General features: G+C 51.9%; 15 protein-coding genes and 1 riboswitch (1 of these 16 running past the window's edge). Of the genes, 2 read left to right on the forward strand and 13 right to left on the reverse strand.

Annotated features, from left to right (window positions below; translation table 11 throughout):
• Nucleotides 1–4,440, forward strand: partial view of a carboxypeptidase regulatory-like domain-containing protein gene (locus ACR9FF_RS21140; protein ID WP_435164482.1) — the 3' portion only. The gene continues 1,287 nt to the left of window position 1, outside the view; the window shows 4,440 of its 5,727 coding nt (coding positions 1,288–5,727); its start codon lies off the left edge, out of view; the stop codon is at nt 4,438–4,440.
• A 309-nt stretch (nt 4,441–4,749) separates the two neighbouring features.
• On the opposite strand, the gene queF is transcribed toward ACR9FF_RS21140, so the two are convergent.
• From queF to ACR9FF_RS21165, 5 genes are all read right to left on the reverse strand, one after another.
• Nucleotides 4,750–5,247 (reverse strand): preQ(1) synthase, encoded by a 498-nt coding sequence (gene queF, locus ACR9FF_RS21145; RefSeq protein WP_015845875.1) that lies wholly within the window; start codon nt 5,245–5,247, stop codon nt 4,750–4,752.
• 19 nt (nt 5,248–5,266) lie between these two features.
• Nucleotides 5,267–5,995, reverse strand: a complete 729-nt coding sequence (gene queE, locus ACR9FF_RS21150; RefSeq protein WP_435164484.1) for a 7-carboxy-7-deazaguanine synthase QueE — start codon at nt 5,993–5,995, stop codon at nt 5,267–5,269.
• Complete coding sequence (gene queD / locus ACR9FF_RS21155) at nt 5,988–6,431, reverse strand: 6-carboxytetrahydropterin synthase QueD (RefSeq protein ID WP_435164486.1); 444 nt, start codon at nt 6,429–6,431, stop codon at nt 5,988–5,990. Before queD ends, queE begins: the two co-directional genes overlap by 8 nt.
• Nucleotides 6,428–7,093: a 7-cyano-7-deazaguanine synthase QueC gene (gene queC, locus ACR9FF_RS21160; RefSeq protein ID WP_435164488.1), complete on the reverse strand. Its 666-nt coding sequence runs from the start codon at nt 7,091–7,093 to the stop codon at nt 6,428–6,430. Before queC ends, queD begins: the two co-directional genes overlap by 4 nt.
• Before the next feature lie 93 nt (nt 7,094–7,186).
• Nucleotides 7,187–7,230: riboswitch (PreQ1 riboswitch) on the reverse strand.
• Nucleotides 7,231–7,304: 74 nt separating this feature from the next.
• On the reverse strand, nt 7,305–7,982 hold the full coding sequence (locus ACR9FF_RS21165; RefSeq protein ID WP_127494426.1) for a sulfite oxidase-like oxidoreductase: 678 nt from the start codon (nt 7,980–7,982) through the stop codon (nt 7,305–7,307).
• A 232-nt stretch (nt 7,983–8,214) separates the two neighbouring features.
• Here ACR9FF_RS21165 and ACR9FF_RS21170 point away from each other — a divergent pair, with 232 nt between their 5' ends.
• A complete protein-coding gene (locus tag ACR9FF_RS21170) occupies nt 8,215–9,585 on the forward strand; it encodes a hypothetical protein (RefSeq protein WP_435164491.1) in 1,371 nt (456 codons plus the stop codon).
• A 65-nt stretch (nt 9,586–9,650) separates the two neighbouring features.
• Here ACR9FF_RS21170 and ACR9FF_RS21175 read toward each other — a convergent pair whose 3' ends face one another.
• From ACR9FF_RS21175 to mglC, 8 genes are all read right to left on the reverse strand, one after another.
• Entirely contained in the window at nt 9,651–10,112 is a 462-nt protein-coding gene (locus ACR9FF_RS21175; RefSeq protein WP_201009000.1) for a MarR family winged helix-turn-helix transcriptional regulator, read from the reverse strand.
• A gap of 70 nt (nt 10,113–10,182) precedes the next feature.
• Nucleotides 10,183–11,049 carry an urease accessory protein UreD gene (locus ACR9FF_RS21180; protein WP_435164493.1) on the reverse strand — a complete coding sequence of 289 codons (867 nt, stop codon included), beginning with the start codon at nt 11,047–11,049 and terminating at the stop codon, nt 10,183–10,185.
• A gap of 2 nt (nt 11,050–11,051) precedes the next feature.
• Nucleotides 11,052–11,765 carry an urease accessory protein UreG gene (ureG, locus tag ACR9FF_RS21185; protein WP_127494432.1) on the reverse strand — a complete coding sequence of 238 codons (714 nt, stop codon included), beginning with the start codon at nt 11,763–11,765 and terminating at the stop codon, nt 11,052–11,054.
• Nucleotides 11,766–11,791: 26 nt separating this feature from the next.
• Nucleotides 11,792–12,484, reverse strand: a complete 693-nt coding sequence (locus tag ACR9FF_RS21190) for an urease accessory protein UreF (protein ID WP_435164496.1) — start codon at nt 12,482–12,484, stop codon at nt 11,792–11,794.
• A gap of 17 nt (nt 12,485–12,501) precedes the next feature.
• Nucleotides 12,502–14,214, reverse strand: a complete 1,713-nt coding sequence (ureC, locus tag ACR9FF_RS21195; protein ID WP_435164498.1) for an urease subunit alpha — start codon at nt 14,212–14,214, stop codon at nt 12,502–12,504.
• On the reverse strand, nt 14,211–14,579 hold the full coding sequence (locus tag ACR9FF_RS21200; RefSeq protein ID WP_435164500.1) for an urease subunit beta: 369 nt from the start codon (nt 14,577–14,579) through the stop codon (nt 14,211–14,213). The genes ureC and ACR9FF_RS21200 overlap by 4 nt, the downstream gene beginning before the upstream one ends.
• A gap of 27 nt (nt 14,580–14,606) precedes the next feature.
• Entirely contained in the window at nt 14,607–14,912 is a 306-nt protein-coding gene (locus tag ACR9FF_RS21205; RefSeq protein ID WP_127494440.1) for an urease subunit gamma, read from the reverse strand.
• 258 nt (nt 14,913–15,170) lie between these two features.
• Nucleotides 15,171–16,187, reverse strand: a complete 1,017-nt coding sequence (gene mglC / locus ACR9FF_RS21210; protein WP_127494442.1) for a galactose/methyl galactoside ABC transporter permease MglC — start codon at nt 16,185–16,187, stop codon at nt 15,171–15,173.
• Nucleotides 16,188–16,214 lie beyond the last annotated feature (27 nt).

Raw genomic sequence — 16,214 nt, forward strand, 5'->3', positions numbered from 1 at the left:
GTAAACATCACTCTTGTACCGATTCCGGCTGTCGTCCAAGGTACGATAACGGCTTCGGGCACCGGCGGTCCAATTGCCGGCGCGGTTGTGAGTGTTACGGATTCGATTGGCGTGCTGACAACCCAGACTATTACGAACGCCGCTGGTTCTTACGTCGTAAACGGATTGACTCCCGGGTACTACCGGGTTAGCTTTTCCGCCAATCAATATCAGGCACAAGACTTTCCCGTTACCTTATCGGTTGCTGAGAACCGGATATTAAATGCCGCGTTAGCGCCGAATCCGGGAACGATCACCGGAGCAGTCACAAACGCACAGACAGGAACACCATTACCCGGCGTGCTGGTTGAAGCTCTCGATAATCGCAACAGCATATTAGCCTCCGCTACCACCGATGCTGCGGGCAGTTATACGATTGCCTCGCTGTCTCCCGCGACAAATGACAGGCTTCGATTATCCGCCGATACTTTCGTGGCGCAAGTTATCGGTTTTTCTATAGCCGCAGGACAAACCAAAACCGTTAACGCCGCGTTATCACCCGTCGCTGGAGCACTGTCCGGTATCATTACAGATGCCGTAACGGGGGCACCGCTAGCAGGAACAAGCATCCGGGTCTTTACCTCGGAAGGCATCACGCTTCAAACCACTTCCACGGCTGCAGACGGAAGCTATACGATTCCTTCGCTTGCGCCAGGCTCCTATTCCATAGTCATCGCCGAGGAAGGTTATGCCGGCCAGACGATTGGCGCCATGATAAAAGCCGCATCTACAACAACGCTTAATGTCGGGCTTGAGCAGCTTGCCGGCGCAATCAGCGGACGGGTTACGGATTCGGTAACGGGGGCACCCGTTCAAGACGCGATTATCCGGGTCTTTTTAAATAATATTATCGTGGTCAGAGTAGCCACTCTGGAAGACGGGTCTTATGATATCGGGAATTTGGCTCCCGGCGTTTATTTTGTCACCATTAGGGCTGACGGGTACGGCGGTCAATCCTTTAGCGTAACGGTCAATCCAGGCCAGACGACCACCGAAAATTTTATTCTATTCCCTATTCAGGGTTCGCTTACGGGTACGGTAACAGACTCTGCGGGCAATCCTATTGCCGGCGCAATCATCTCGCTTAATGTCAACGTTGCTGGAGGCGGCTTGCTTCTTACCCGGTTTGTGACCCAAACGGACGGCACTTATCTGATCGAAAATTTGCTGCCATTGCAATATCTCGTAACTGCGGCTGCCACCCCTTATCAAAGCACTTTCCAAAGCGTTGCCGTTGTAGCGGACACCCGCTCGGTTCTCAACTTCGTGCTTGAGCCAAACCCCGGCTCCGTTATGGGAACCGTTGTTGATTCAAACGGAGTGCCTGTAGCAGGAGCGGCTGTCGCGATCAAGATGCTGTCAGGAACAGGCGTTGTTATCGCTACTATTTTCTCCGATTCGGACGGACATTTCCTGGTCAGCACCCTTACTCCAAGCATTTATACCATTCTGGCATCTGCCGCCGATTTCCAAACGGCATCCGCTACTCTGGGCGTTACGTCGGATCAGACTGCCAATGTCCAGTTGGTTCTTTACCCGGATCCGGGAAGCATCGCCGGACAAATTACGGATGCGGTCACCGGCTCAACCATATTAGGCGTAGCCGTAACCCTCACTGACAGCAATAACTTTCTCGTTGCTTCATTAATTGCGGATACAAAAAGCGGATACCAATTCGACGGCCTGCCTCCGGGCAGCTACACGGTAGCCGTTCACGCTCTGAATTACGAGGGAGAAGTGCTGGGAGGCATCGTTCATTCCAACTCCATTTCACCAATCAATTTTACCCTTCAACCAAATCCCGGCACCTTGGCAGGAGAAGTCTCGCCGGCCATAGGCGGCGCAGTCGTTCAATTGTTCAACAACAATAACATTCTTATATCTTCCGTCTTTACACGGCCAGACGGGACCTTTACTTTTATCGGGGAAAAAATAGGCTCATATTATGTGACGGCGATTGCCATGGGCTACTCCTCTCAAGCTGCAGGAGCTTCCATTCTTAGCGGACAGACGACCCATGTAACGATTAATCTCTCGCCTAACCCCGGTCAAATATCCGGCACTGTCATTGATCCTGCGGGCAATCCGATTCCGACAGCTGTCGTGAAAGTACTGAACAGCAATGAATCCGTACGCGGAATCGGTCCGACGCAAGGAGACGGCAGCTATGTCATTGATGCAATACCTGCTGGGACTAAAACAGTCATTGCATCCGCTCCAAACTTCAGCACCCAGGTACAAGGCGCATTTGTGGACCCCGGCGAAATCGTAAACGGAGTTAACTTCGTGCTTAAGCCGGACCCGGGCACACTTAGCGGACAAATCACCGATCAGTCAACAGGATTAGTAATACCTGGCGCGAGCGTCGAAATCCGGCTTGGCGAGGCTACCGGCCTCTCGATTGCCTCCGCAACCACAACGCCATTCGGTAATTTCCAAATAAGCGGCCTGCAGCCCGGTTCGTATACCGTTATTGCCAAAGCCAATAATTATGCAACCGGCGTACTCGGAACATCCGTCGAAAGCAACGGATTCTCTTTGGCAAACTTGGCATTAAGTCCATTATTCGGCGCAGTTAGCGGTACGGTAACCGATACGGCAGGCCATCCAATCGGAGCAAACGACACAAGAATAAAGCTCTACTCCAAAGACGGCACCTTGATTGAGACTATATTCGTCGAGGTAGACGGAACCTTTCTCATTAACGGCGTATCGGCGGGTGAATATGTCCTTTCGGTATCTTCTCCTTTCTTCGAGACGGAAACCATCGGCCTTACGGTTAGAGCAGGTACTACAACCTCCGTACAGATTCAACTAACACCGCAGACCGCGACAGTAATCGGGACGGTTAAAAATAGCGCCACCTCAGCTCCAATTAGCGGCGGCCTTATCATTCTTACCGATATTGACGGACTGCCCGTTGATACGGTCTTTACCGATGATACGGGCAGCTTCACGATTTCGGGCGTCCCTGCTGGCAACTTTGTCATCTCGGCTGTGGCATCCGGCTTCGGGACCGGAGTATCGGCCGTTGTCACGCGAAGCGGCCAAACTTCCGTTACGGGTCTGCAGCTTACCCCGCTTCCGGGCGCAGTCGCAGGCTTTGTCAGCGATCTGACCAATGGAGCCAACGTATCGGGAGCTGAAATCCGGATAACCGACGCTTCTACAGGCGCAGTGGTCGGTACCGTTCTTAGCGATAACGGCGGAGAATACGCATTCCCGGCATTAGCTCCGGGCAGCTATAAAGCAATCGCCAATGCACCCGGATACGCTGCCGAGTTTGGCGGATTTACTATAGCTTCAGGCGAGACTACCCGCTACAGCTTTGCCCTGCAACCATTGCCTGGACGGTTAATAGGCAGCGCGATAAATAAGCAAACCGGTGCACCGCTAGCCGGCGTTACGGTCCAATTGCTTCAATACAACAACTTCGGGCCGCCTCTTTCTACGTTGTTAACCGACAATAACGGTCAATTCGATCTTGGCGAAGTAGCCGCCAGCAATTACGCCTTAACTGCTTCGCTGCAAGGATTTACGACCCAGCAATCTTCTACCCTTGTTAACCGGGGGGAGACAACGATCGTCACTTTTGCGCTTGTTCAAATAAAAACCGGAGTCGGCGGTACGGTAACTACCGGTCCGGGACGCCAGCCGCTCCCGAACACCTCCGTCACCATCGTCGATAACAACGGCGTAACCGGGGGCAACGGAATAACTGACAGCAACGGCGAATACGTTGTGCCTAGCATTCCGGCCGGCGAGCAGACCATTGTGGTAAGCCAGCCATCCGCGGGTACGTCAACAACGGCCATTCCGGGGCAGCTCGGCCAGACGCAAACCGCTAACGTTGCCATATCGGCAGTTGGCCAATCTTTCCCTATAACGGGTATCGTCACGAGCAATGTCGATGCCGCTCCAATACCAGGTTCCGTTGTTCATGTATTGGATGCTTCGACGAAAATATCGGTTCAAACCGCCATTACCGATCTTAATGGTTCTTACACGACAAACCCTGTTCCGCCAGGCACGTACAACGTTACGGGAACTGCGCCTTCGTTCGGCTCTGCAGCAACTTCACTGACGACTAATGCAACCACTATTTCAAGAGCAGACCTTACACTAAGCGCAGCATTCGGAACGCTTCGCGGCACGATCAGAGATACTTCGGGCAACCCGCTGGATTTGGCGCTCGCCGAGATTAATACGGCCAACCGTGAATTGATCCGGCAAATCATCAGTAACAGCAGCGGTCAATACGCCTTCTCCAATATTGCGGCAGGCATGCCAACAGCGGAATTTTCCTTCCCGGGCAAGCAAACCGCGGTACGCATGCCAACGATCCTCGACGGCCAGACCACAATCCTCGATATCGTACTTATTGACGAGGAGGAAGAATAGCTAGAGAAAGTAACCAGCGGTTCCTGCGCATTTGAATGTTCTTCCGATCGCTGTTGCCCCCGAATTTCTTCATTCCAATCCGCTTTAGCGGTTGAAATTCGGGGGCAAAGGCGAACACACTACCGTTTCTCCAGAATCATTCAAAATGCTCCCTCACTCGGTTATGGAGGGGAACAAAAAAGAAGGACCACGGAAGTTAATCCGTGGTCCTTTCTGCTGCACTACCTCATAATAAGCATCCTGTTTCGGTGGGCCGGAAGGAGATACATCTCCTCATGAGATACCCATCCCCTCCCAACTAGCCAACGATTATCGATTATCTACCTTCTCCGGATACATATCATGATTAAACAGCCTTTGCTCGGCCATTTGCTCATATTTGGTGCCCGGCTTGCCATAGTTGCAATACGGATCGATCGAAATGCCGCCGCGCGGCGTGAACTTGCCCCATACCTCGATATAACGAGGCTGCATCAGCTCGATCAGGTCGTTCATAATAATGTTCATGCAGTCCTCATGGAAATCGCCATGGTTGCGGAAGCTGAACAGATACAGCTTGAGCGACTTGCTCTCGACCATTTTTACATCGGGAATATAGGAAATATAAATCGTCGCGAAATCCGGCTGGCCCGTCATTGGGCACAGGCTCGTGAATTCCGGACAGTTAAACTTAACGAAATAATCCCGGTAAGGATGTTTATTATCGAAAGCCTCCAGCACCGCGGGCGAATATTCCATCGGATAACGTGTTCCCTGATTGCCCAGCAGGCTGATTCCTTGCAATTCCTCTTCGTTTCTTCCAGACATTGAATTGTCTCCTTTCTTCCTAAACACCGCGTTTGTTGCCCCAAACCAGGGCATGAAGCTGCGGAAGCACTCTCACGTTCGTCATATCTTCGCGTTTCATAACTTGGTCAATAAGCCATTCGTAACGTTCAATCAGCTTGGCCGCCAGCTTCCCGTTATCTCCTTCGATCAGATCGTCATTGCCCGTCTGCACAAAAAAAGTGACGTCCGGGTAACGGTTATGCACCTTGGCGGCATAAGCCAAATCCTGTTCATCAAATACAACAACCTTCAAGCTGAAAGGATTACGGCCGCCTGCGAGCTTCGCAACGATCTCATCAAGTACTTCCCAATTCGTCGTCATGCCGGAGCTTGGCGGCTTCGGCGACAGTGTCAGCTCATCAATAGCAAGCAGCCAATCCTGCCAACGGCTGCCTTGCGTCTCTACCGCAACGCGAACGCCGTCGCGATGAAGGGCATCCACCAGCTCATCCGCATTTTTCAGCAAGGCCGGATTGCCGCCCGACAATGTCACATGGGAGAAGGTATTCCCTCCGAGCTCCCGGAGCTCGCCTACAATCTCGCCTGCTGTCAGCATGCGGATATCGTCTTTCCCCGTTCCGTCCCATGTAAATGCGGAATCGCACCACGAGCAGGAGTAATCGCAGCCTGCCGTTCGGACGAACATCGTCTTTTGCCCGATAACCATTCCTTCGCCCTGCACGGTTGGCCCGAATATTTCCATGACCGGAATACGTTTCTCAGCCATGGCTTGTCGCCTTCTTCGGCCGATAGATGCAGTAGCTTGTCGGCGTCTCTCTCAGGAAAACCTGTACGCAGGTCGCCTTATTCGGCGTTTCGTCGAGAAAAGCTTGGACAATCTCGTAAATCGTTCGGGCGACAACCTCAGTGGTTGGAAAACGGTTCGGGTCGTTGTTGTCGAATACGTCTGTATGATCATTCAAATACGTATGGTCAAAGCGGTTATGAATAAGCTTCTTCACCGCTGCGAAATTCACCAGAAATCCGGACGAATCCAGCTCATCGCCGGCAATCGTCACGTTAGCGAAATACGTATGCCCGTGCACGCGCGCGCAATGTCCCGCTTCCTCGGCAGGAATGGAATGCGCTGCGGCAAACTGCATGTCTTTGTTTAATTCATATTGAAAGGAATGCTGGACGCTTGGATAAATTTGCTGAATCATTCCGTTTTCCCCTCCTCTTTGGAGGCTAAGTAACGGTTCAGCCCCTGGCTCCGCAGCTTGCAGGCCGGGCATTCTCCGCATCCATCCGCAATTACGCCGTTATAGCAGGTTAATGTCTTGGTCCGTACATATTCAAAAGCGCCAAGCTGGTCAGCCAGCTCCCATGTCTCGGCTTTATCCAGCCACATCAGAGGCGTCTCGATCACAAACGGGTAGTCCATCGACAAATTAAGCGTTACATTAAGCGATTTGATAAAAATATCCCGGCAATCCGGATAACCGCTGAAATCCGTCTCGCATACGCCGGTTACGATCGCTCTTGCTCCGATCTGCTTCGCAAGCACCGCCGCAAAGGACAGGAACAATAAATTCCGGCCGTCTACAAACGTAGTCGGCAAGCCGCCTTCCTGATGCTCGATCTCGATATCCGAGCGGGTCAGAGCGTTAGGTGTCAGCTGACCTAGCAGCGACATGTCAAGCACATGATGCCTTACCCCTAGCTCTTCGGCAATCTGCGCGGCGCATTCCAGCTCGAGCGCATGACGCTGCCCGTAGTTGAAGGTGACCGCTTCTACCTCTTCGTAGCGTTCCAGCGCCCAGAACAGACAGGTTGTGCTGTCTTGCCCGCCGCTGAATACGACTACCGCTTTTCCTTTTTTCATCTTCCTTCTCCTCCCTTAAATGAGGGAGAGACCCTTCGAACAAAACCCTGTACACATGTCTCAAAACGAAAAAAATGGAATCAGAATAGATTCCAGTTCTTAGTTTTTTATAGAGGGAGTTCGCGAACCTCTCCTGAAGCTTCCGCTCCAGCATTTATTCGAATGTACCTACGTACTATACCATATCTCTAGTTATCCGGCTATATGCCAATTAATCGAAATCCTTGTGATGCCATTCGTCTTCCGGCAAGCCAAGATCTTCGCCGGAGAAACGCTGCTCGCGGAACGGATCGGCATAATTATGGAAGCCGTTTCTTTCCCAGAAGCCCGGACGGTCTTCCTTCATGAATTCAATCCCCCTGATCCACTTGGCGCTCTTCCAGAAATACAGATGCGGAACAAGCAGCCGCAGCGGCCAGCCATGCTTGGCTGTCAGCTGTTCACCGTCGAAGCTGTGCGCCAGCAGGATGTTGTCGTGCAGCAGATCCTCAAGCGGAAGATTCGTCTCGTAGTCCTGATCGGCGTGGATCATGACGTATTTGGCTTCCGGGTTCACTTGAACCAGCTTCATCAGATCCGTGAATCGGACGCCTTCCCATTCGGTATCCAGCTTCGACCAACGGGTAACGCAATGAATATCGTTCATCTGCTTTATCTGAGGAAGAGCCATCAATTGCTCGTATGTAAACACCTTTTCCTCTTCCACTTCGCCAAATACGCGCAAGGTCCATGTGGACATATCGTACTCCGGCACTTCCCCTTCATGCAGGATCGGGAAGCGGTCCGTCGTTGTCTGACCGGGCGGCACGCGATGAGCCAGCTCGGGAGCGACATTCGCCTTGAGTGAAGGAGCTTTCTTCAAACGTTCCGCTTTCTTGCTTGTGTTCATGTTGTTAGCCTCCTGAAAAGAATGATCACCCTAACAGCTGAGAGTAGGCCGTTCGCGATGATACTTGCTTCGTAAGCCTAAGCTTATGTATTTCCATTCTACTATAGCATGCAAACCGTGACTTGCGCCTTTCGGCTATTGACACCAATTTGTAACAATGATAATATTTCCATACAATTCCGAGTGGATTAATCAAATTAATTTATTCTATTTATTTTAATGGAGGTTTTGAATGATGAATGTACGGAACAAATGGATCCTTTCCGGATCGCTGGCATTATCCCTTCTTTTCTCTGCCGCCCTGCCCCTTTCCGCAGCCCAAGCTGCGGCAACGCCAACAGTCTTGCAATCTTCTACTACATCTATAACAGAATACGAGCAGTTCTTGCAAGAGAAATTCGGCATTGCTTTCCAGCAAGGAACGGTTACTAAGGGACAATTCCTTCAGCAGATAGCCAAGGTGCTTCATCTCGGGGTTGCCAAATCCCAACCGGTCTTCAGCGATCTTGGAGCCGACAGTCCTTATTATTCATCCGCAGCGGCATTATATGAGCAGGGCATTATCACTTCTCTAAAAATCGAGGCTGATAAGCCGCTCCAAGCAACCAGCGCTCTTTATATCGCCGTAAAAGCAGCCGGCCTGGCCGAGCTTGCCCATTCTTACCCGCAAAGCAAAACAACCGACGCGCTGAAGCAAATCGGCTACTCGCCTGCAGGACTTAGCCTGTCCGCCGCGCAAGAGCTTGCGGCTGCCGTGCATAGCGGACTGCTTCCTTCCTCCTTCTATAAAGAAGTGAAAGGAAAAGCCGCATCGGCTGATCTGGCGGAAGCCCTTCTCGTACAGATTCTTTCCATTAAAGGAGAGTATAAGCATTATATCGGTTATACTTCCGATGCCGATATCTACGGCAAGCTGGCGGATGCCTACAACACCTCCGATATCATTCAGTCGCCTGAGCTCCAAACGGTAGTGGATACGGCCCTTAAGCAAAATCTCGTTACCGGCTACAATCTGAAGGATAACCGTTTCGACGCCAACTTCGTCGATTCGCTCACTCTTACATACGGCCACGATAACCTGAAGCATGCGGTTCAGCTGATCGGCTTGCTCCGCAGCGAAGGAATCCGCGCCAAAATACAATTCGAGCCTAAAACTTCCGCATTCATTTATTTGAAGGAGTGGGGCGAGCCCGTTCAAACGGAGAACTATAAGGTCGTCCAAATCGAGAACGGCAATTACATCGCTTACGCCAAAGAATACGATCTGAAATTCGAATTCGCGAATGCCGCGGACAAAGCCCGCTTCCAGCCGGTTATTCTGCAGTACGCAAAGAAAAACAGCGAGGACCAGACCGGCCTTATCGCCAGCTCATGGTGGCAGCCGCTCTACTATTCCGCAACCAAGCTGGATGACTATATCCAAATCACAAACAACAAAATTACAGGAGCCGGCCACTATTACGCGCAATCCTTCTCGTTAAACGAGCCGTCCGCCGCTATTGCGGAAGGATTCAAAAAACTAGGCACTGGCCTCGACATCCAATCCTATCCGATTTGGGTCGACAAACCATTCTATAATTATCTGAACGGCGAATCCCTATAATCCTATAGTAAAAATAAGGACTGTCCCATAGCCATCTGGCTGTGGGACAGTCCTTTTATGATCATTTATGCTTCCGATGTTTCGCTCTTCGGATCCAGATTCGCTGCCATCCGGATGAAGATATCCGTTGCTTTATCAATATCGTCAAGCTCGAAGCCGTCATACAGTTTAAGCATAATACGCTCGCGCATTTCCATGACATGATCCACCAGCTTGCGGCCTTCGTCGGTTACGCTTAGCATAACGATACGACGGTCGTACTCGCTCCGCGAACGCTCCACGTAGCCCAGGTCGATCAGGCGATCCGAAATTCCCGTTACGGCGCCGCTTGTAATACGAAGCCATTCTGCCATGGCAGATGCCTTCTGGGGTCCATGCTGCGCAAGAATAATAACCATCTTGCCTTCCGTCATCCCAAGGCCGTGAACATTAAACCGGTTATATTCCGCGTTAATCAGCCTGCGCAGCTTGCGGAAAACGTCATCCATCTCTCTTAGTTTAAGAAGCTTCTCCTGATCCAGATTCATCCATCCACCCTCGCTAATACATTCATATCTATAAATATACCGTGTTTTGAACGCATAGCCAAGTCCAGCCCTAAGAATTAAGCAAACCAACCGATTCTTTGCTGAGTACGATCTTCCTTGCGCCTTGCCAGAGAAAGCGCATAGCCTCTTGCAGCGGCCATGCCGCGGTGGACGCAGCTGCAGCGACAAGACCGTAACGGTGCGTGTCGGACAGTCCAATCACAACCGGATGCGAGCCGTATTCTGGCAGTTCCTGAATAAGCTCTTTCATGGACGCAATCTGCGAAGCCGTTAATCGATCTGAAAACAGGCAAAAGGTCGCCATATGCGTCATTTCCTCCCAACAGCCGGGAGCCGCAAGCTTATGTTCGCTAGGCACGATCCGTTGCCGCTGGGCGAATATCAGCTCATCCTTGCAATAAACGGACAAGCTGTTCCGAAATTCTCCGTATTGGAACTTCTCTTGGCGCAGCGTACGTCCCGGACAAAGAATATCCGCCTGCATCCACACGGCTCCGGATTCCAAATAGACATTGGTTTCGCTGCGCAGCCTGGCGTCCTTAAACAGCATAACCGGCTCCGGCATATGTTCAATGACCGCTTCTGGACCAAGCCTGAAGGTCTGACAAATCGAGGACCCCACCGCCCCGCCGTCAAGCGGACTGGGATGAACCTTCATATAAGACTGGGTCGTGATATAAGCATGCGAGAAGCCATGCGCCTGCCATTCCATTTCGTACCGGTCCCCGGCCAGCAGACCGGGAGAAGAATCCATAACGATTACAGCCAACTGCTCTTGAAGCGGAAAACTCTTGGCGATCTTAATGGGCGAGGTATGATACTTATCCGAGAGCCGTGTCGCGCCTTCCGTAAAATGAAAGGAAGCGCGCAGCACAGAGTTCCGTACCGCGCGCTCTTCCCGTAGATCTGCAGCCATTCCTAATGCTTATGAGGCATGGAGCCGAGCTGCACGATATGGGTGTGCGCTTCACCCCGCGCATGCGCAAGCTCATGCTCCAGCCAGCCAACGATTTCGGCTACCCCATCGCCGCCAAACATGTTGGAAAAGACAAACGGACGATCGCCCCGCATCCGCTTCGAATCCGCATCCATCACTTCCAGGCTTGCACCGACATACGGGGCAAGGTCGATCTTGTTAATCACAAGCAGATCCGAACGCATAATGCCAGGGCCGCCTTTGCGCGGAATTTTTTCCCCTTGGGCAACGTCGATAATATAGATGAAGAGATCCACCAGCTCCGGGCTAAAGGCAGCTGCCAGATTGTCGCCGCCGCTCTCGATAAAGATCAGGTCCAGCTTCTCGAATCTGCTCTGCAGCTCTTCAATGGCTTCGAAGTTCATCGACGCATCCTCCCGGATAGCCGTATGCGGACAGCCGCCCGTCTCTACTCCTAGAATCCGTTCCTCGGGAAGCACTCCCGTATTTACGAGAATCCTCGCGTCTTCCTTGGTGTAAATATCATTCGTAATAACGGCCAAGCTGTATTTCTCGCAAAGCTCCCTCGACAGCCGCTCCACCAGCGCGGTTTTGCCCGAACCAACCGGACCTCCGATTCCGATCCGAACCGGACGCGATCCATCGATAACCGGCTTCTCCCATTCTTTATGCGTATGACCTTGACCTTGGCACATTGCAATTCCCCGCTTTCTCATTATGGTTATGACATAAATAAACGCGAATACAAACCCTCATGCCGGATCATGGCAAGCTCTGCCATCGGCATATTCGAATACGCCTCCTCGGGTTGAATCGACATGGCCAGCTCCGTTGCTTCGTCTATTCCTAACGACAACCTTGCGATAAGCGATTGCCCCTCGGTCTGCCCGATGGACATAAGCCTTAGGGCGCTGTTCACGCATGTAACCACGCAAGTGTACAAATAGCCTTGAATAGCCCGTTCTTCCTCTACGCCAAGCCGCCAGCAGATATAACCGTGTACAAGCGGATGGGTAGCCTGACATTTCTTATGCCGCAAAGCTTCATTGAATAACGACCAATCAAGCTGAGGATGAATGGCAGCGGCAAGCTGCAGCAGACGGCGGCCCATCTTCTCCATGCCAACTCTCGTCTCTACCGCAATCCGCTGCACATGCACAAGCCGCTCGACGGCAAACAACCGGTTCCAATCGTCATGAGGAGCATCCCTGTATACGGCCCGGATGATCATCGCATCCGAGGTTGCCCAGCTTTGCCGCATCATAACCGAAGCATATTCATATAGCTGCGAGCTATGAACGATCCGCCCTTCCTGCACCATCGTCTCGAGACCAAACGAGTGGGAAAACCCGCCGATCGGCAGAGCAGAGTCCAACAGCTGCTGCATGGCGAGCCAAGCCGCGGAATAACCCATCAGCTAACCGCCCTTCCTTAGAATAAAAAGTAACGCTGAGCCATCGGCAGCGACTTCGCCGGCTCGCAGGTCACAAGCTCCCCATCCACCGTTACCCTGTAGGTCTCGGGATCAACCTCGATCAAAGGCGTTGCGTCGTTATGAATCATGTCCTTCTTCGTAACGGACCGACAGCCCTTTACCGGTTCGATCCGTTTCTGTAGACCAAGCTTCTGTTCAATGCCGTTGTCAAACGCCGCCTGCGAGACAAACGTAATCGAGCTGCCGTATACGGCCTTGCCGAAGGAAGCGAACATCGGACGGCCAAACACAGGCTGAGGGGTTGGAATGGACGCATTGGGATCACCCATTTGAGCGTAGGCAATACTGCCGCCCTTCAGCACCAAATCAGGCTTCACGCCAAAAAACATTGGCTGCCAGAGCACCAGATCCGCGAATTTGCCGACTTCGACCGAGCCAACCAAATGCGAAATGCCATGCGTGATGGCCGGGTTGATCGTATATTTCGCCACGTAACGCTTGATGCGAAAGTTATCGCTTACGGTATCGGGCGACAGCGGCCCGCGCTGCCGCTTCATTTTATCCGCCGTCTGCCAAGTCCGTATAATGACCTCGCCAACTCTCCCCATAGCCTGGGAATCCGAGCTGATCATGCTGAAGACGCCGATATCATGAAGAATATCTTCCGCCGCTATCGTCTCCGGCCGGATCCGGGAATCCGCGAAAGCCACATCCTCCGGTATACGGCTGTCCAGATGATGGCAGACCATAAGCATATCCAGATGCTCTTCTATGGTATTGATCGTAAAAGGCCTTGTCGGGTTGGTGGAGGAAGGCAGTACATTCAATTCCCCTGCCGCTACGATAATATCGGGAGCATGACCGCCGCCCGCGCCTTCCGTGTGGTATGTATGAATCGTGCGGCCGCCAATCGCCCTAAGCGTATCCTCCACGAATCCCGCTTCGTTCAGCGTATCCGTATGAATCGCAACCTGAATGTCGTATTGATCGGCTGCCTTGAGGCACGCATCAATGGCCGCCGGAGTGGTCCCCCAGTCTTCATGCAGCTTCAGCCCAATCGCTCCCGCTTCAATCTGCTCGATTAACGGAGCAGTAAACGAAGCATTCCCTTTGCCCGTAAAACCAAGATTCATCGGAAACTGCTCCGCAGCTTCCAGCATTCTGCGCATATGCCAGGCGCCCGGGGTAACGGTTGTTGCGTTTGTTCCCGTCGCCGGTCCCGTACCGCCGCCTATCATCGTAGTGACACCGGAAGAGAGAGCCGTCTCGATCTGTTGGGGACATATAAAATGAATATGCGCGTCTATGCCGCCAGCCGTAATGATCTTCCCTTCGCCCGCAATCACCTCGGTACTTGCGCCAGCTATCATGCCGGGCGTAACCCCGTCCATAATGTCCGGATTGCCCGCTTTGCCAATCCCGACAATAAAGCCGTCTTTAATCCCGATATCAGCCTTCACGACTCCCCAATGATCGATAATAACGGCATTCGTAATAAGAGTATCAAGCACGCCTTCATCCCGAAGAGCGCCGCTTGATTGTCCCATGCCGTCACGGATAACCTTACCGCCGCCAAACTTGCACTCATCGCCGTAAACGGTATAATCCTTCTCGATTTCGGCCCATAGCTCGGTATCCGCCAGCCGTACCGCATCCCCTGTCGTTGGTCCAAACATGGCCGCGTATCTATGCCTGTCAATGACGCTCATCCGCCTTCTCCTTCCCATGCGTTGAGACGCGCGCGGACTTCCTCCGGCAGCTTGCCGGCTTCCGCCATGCCTTGGGATAGTCCGTTTAAGCCGTAGGACAGCTTCGAACCGCCAAGCTCAACCAGCGTAACCGGTTTTTCTTCCCCCGGCTCGAACCGGATCGCCGTACCGGCAGGAATATGAAGCCTCATGCCAAAGGCCGCTTCGCGGTCAAACGATAAAGCCCGGTTTACTTCGAAAAAATGAAAATGAGAACCTACCTGAACGGGGCGATCGCCCGTATTCACAACGATCGATTTCACCGTCCGGCGTCCGGCATTCAGAACAATGGAGCCAGGCGTAATCCTGTATTCTCCCGGTATCATTTAAGCTTCCTCCTTGGCCGCGCCAGCTTAGCTGGATATGGGGTGGTGAATCGTAACCAGCTTGGTTCCGTCCGGGAAGGTCGCCTCCACTTGGACCTCGTGAATCATTTCCGGAATTCCGGTCATGACGTCTTCACGCTTTAAAACCTTTGTTCCGTATTCCATTAATTCCGCTACGGTCTTCCCGTCACGGGCGCCTTCCATAATCTCCGAGGTAATAAGCGCCACGCTTTCCGGATAATTCAGCTTAACTCCCCGGTTCAAACGTCTCCTGGCCAAATCGGCCGCAATGGTAATTAGAAGCTTCTCCTTCTCGCGTTCAGTTAGCTGCATGCTACCACCTCTCCCAAGTGTATTAGTTTCATTATAGACAGCTGTCTGTTTGAAGTAAATGGAATTATGTTAGGTAATATGACATAAAAATGATCATTTCAAATAGATAACCTCATTCATACAGACATAACTCTCCATAATATGACATGAGCTTGTCGAATTAACGGTTAATTTGTAGAAAATAAATAAAACAAAAAACCCGCTGGAAGATTCGCTTTCATCAAGCGCCCTTCCGCGGGTTTTATTTTTGCTTATTTCTTATTTTTTCGCTACATATTTACGGATGTCGAATGCTACGGCTACAACGATGATCGCGCCTTTGATGATCAGCTGCCAGTAAGGGCTCACGCCGATGTAAGTCAGACCGTAGTTGATTACCGTAAAGATCAATACGCCTGCGATAACGCCTTTCACGCGACCAACGCCGCCTGTTGTGGATACGCCGCCGACTACGCAGGCCGCGATCGCATCAAGCTCGTACATGTTACCGTAGTTGTTTGTCGCGCCGCCGGTACGCGCTGCTTCCAGAACGCCTGCCAGACCGTACAGAGCGCCGGCAATACCATAGATCCACATGAGACATTTCGCTACATTAATACCGGATACGTGAGCGGCTTGGATGTTGCCGCCAATCGCGTACATGTTTTTGCCGAGAGTCGTCTTGTTGAAAACAACCCATACGATAAACGCTACGAAGATCGCAATCAATACGATGTAAGGCAGAGACCAGTCACCGCTGCCGATCGAACCCGTGCCAAGCTCGCTGAAATCTTTGCGAAGACCGCCGATAGGCTGCGATTGGTTAGGCGGCATATCGAAATACAGGGAGTTCGCGCCGTATACGGCAACCATTGTACCCAGCGTTGCGATAAATGGCGGAACGTTAAATTTCGATACGATTATACCGTTGATCAAGCCGACAATGAGACCTACAACGACCGCAATCAGGATCGGAAGAATCAAAGGCAGATGCGGCAGGTTCGGGAAAAACTTGTTCGCGTAATCCGCGCTTTGCAGCATCGATGCGGATACAACCGCCGTCAAACCTACTACGCGGCCGGCCGACAAGTCCGTTCCCGCCGTAATCAGGATAAACGCTGCGCCTAAAGCGATGATAAGACGTGTCGACGATTGGACGAGCATATCCCGGAATGTCGTAATGGACAGGAAGTTCGTGTCCATAATTGTAATGGCAGCGATGAGAAGGATCAGAACGATCCAGATCGCGTTTTGTGAAAATATACTTCTAGCTCTTGAACCTTTTGTAGCTTCCATGAGTGTTAATCCTCCTTCAAATCCTCA

The organism is Paenibacillus glycanilyticus (assembly GCF_051200795.1).
GTDB classification, from domain to species: domain Bacteria; phylum Bacillota; class Bacilli; order Paenibacillales; family Paenibacillaceae; genus Pristimantibacillus; species Pristimantibacillus glycanilyticus.

Bases quoted from the DNA above. Each gene is read 5' to 3' on its own strand.
- ACR9FF_RS21205 (WP_127494440.1), bottom strand. From the start codon at position 14,912: ATGCAGCTAACTGAACGCGAGAAGGAGAAGCTTCTAATTACCATTGCG.
- ACR9FF_RS21170 (WP_435164491.1), top strand. From the start codon at position 8,215: ATGATGAATGTACGGAACAAATGGATCCTTTCCGGATCGCTGGCATTA.
- ureG (WP_127494432.1), bottom strand. From the start codon at position 11,765: ATGTGCCAAGGTCAAGGTCATACGCATAAAGAATGGGAGAAGCCGGTT.
- ACR9FF_RS21190 (WP_435164496.1), bottom strand. From the start codon at position 12,484: ATGGGTTATTCCGCGGCTTGGCTCGCCATGCAGCAGCTGTTGGACTCT.
- queE (WP_435164484.1), bottom strand. From the start codon at position 5,995: ATGGCTGAGAAACGTATTCCGGTCATGGAAATATTCGGGCCAACCGTG.
- ACR9FF_RS21180 (WP_435164493.1), bottom strand. From the start codon at position 11,049: ATGGCTGCAGATCTACGGGAAGAGCGCGCGGTACGGAACTCTGTGCTG.
- mglC (WP_127494442.1), bottom strand. From the start codon at position 16,187: ATGGAAGCTACAAAAGGTTCAAGAGCTAGAAGTATATTTTCACAAAAC.
- ureC (WP_435164498.1), bottom strand. From the start codon at position 14,214: ATGAGCGTCATTGACAGGCATAGATACGCGGCCATGTTTGGACCAACG.
- ACR9FF_RS21200 (WP_435164500.1), bottom strand. From the start codon at position 14,579: ATGATACCGGGAGAATACAGGATTACGCCTGGCTCCATTGTTCTGAAT.
- ACR9FF_RS21175 (WP_201009000.1), bottom strand. From the start codon at position 10,112: ATGAATCTGGATCAGGAGAAGCTTCTTAAACTAAGAGAGATGGATGAC.
- queF (WP_015845875.1), bottom strand. From the start codon at position 5,247: ATGTCTGGAAGAAACGAAGAGGAATTGCAAGGAATCAGCCTGCTGGGC.
- queC (WP_435164488.1), bottom strand. From the start codon at position 7,093: ATGAAAAAAGGAAAAGCGGTAGTCGTATTCAGCGGCGGGCAAGACAGC.
- queD (WP_435164486.1), bottom strand. From the start codon at position 6,431: ATGATTCAGCAAATTTATCCAAGCGTCCAGCATTCCTTTCAATATGAA.
- ACR9FF_RS21165 (WP_127494426.1), bottom strand. From the start codon at position 7,982: ATGAACACAAGCAAGAAAGCGGAACGTTTGAAGAAAGCTCCTTCACTC.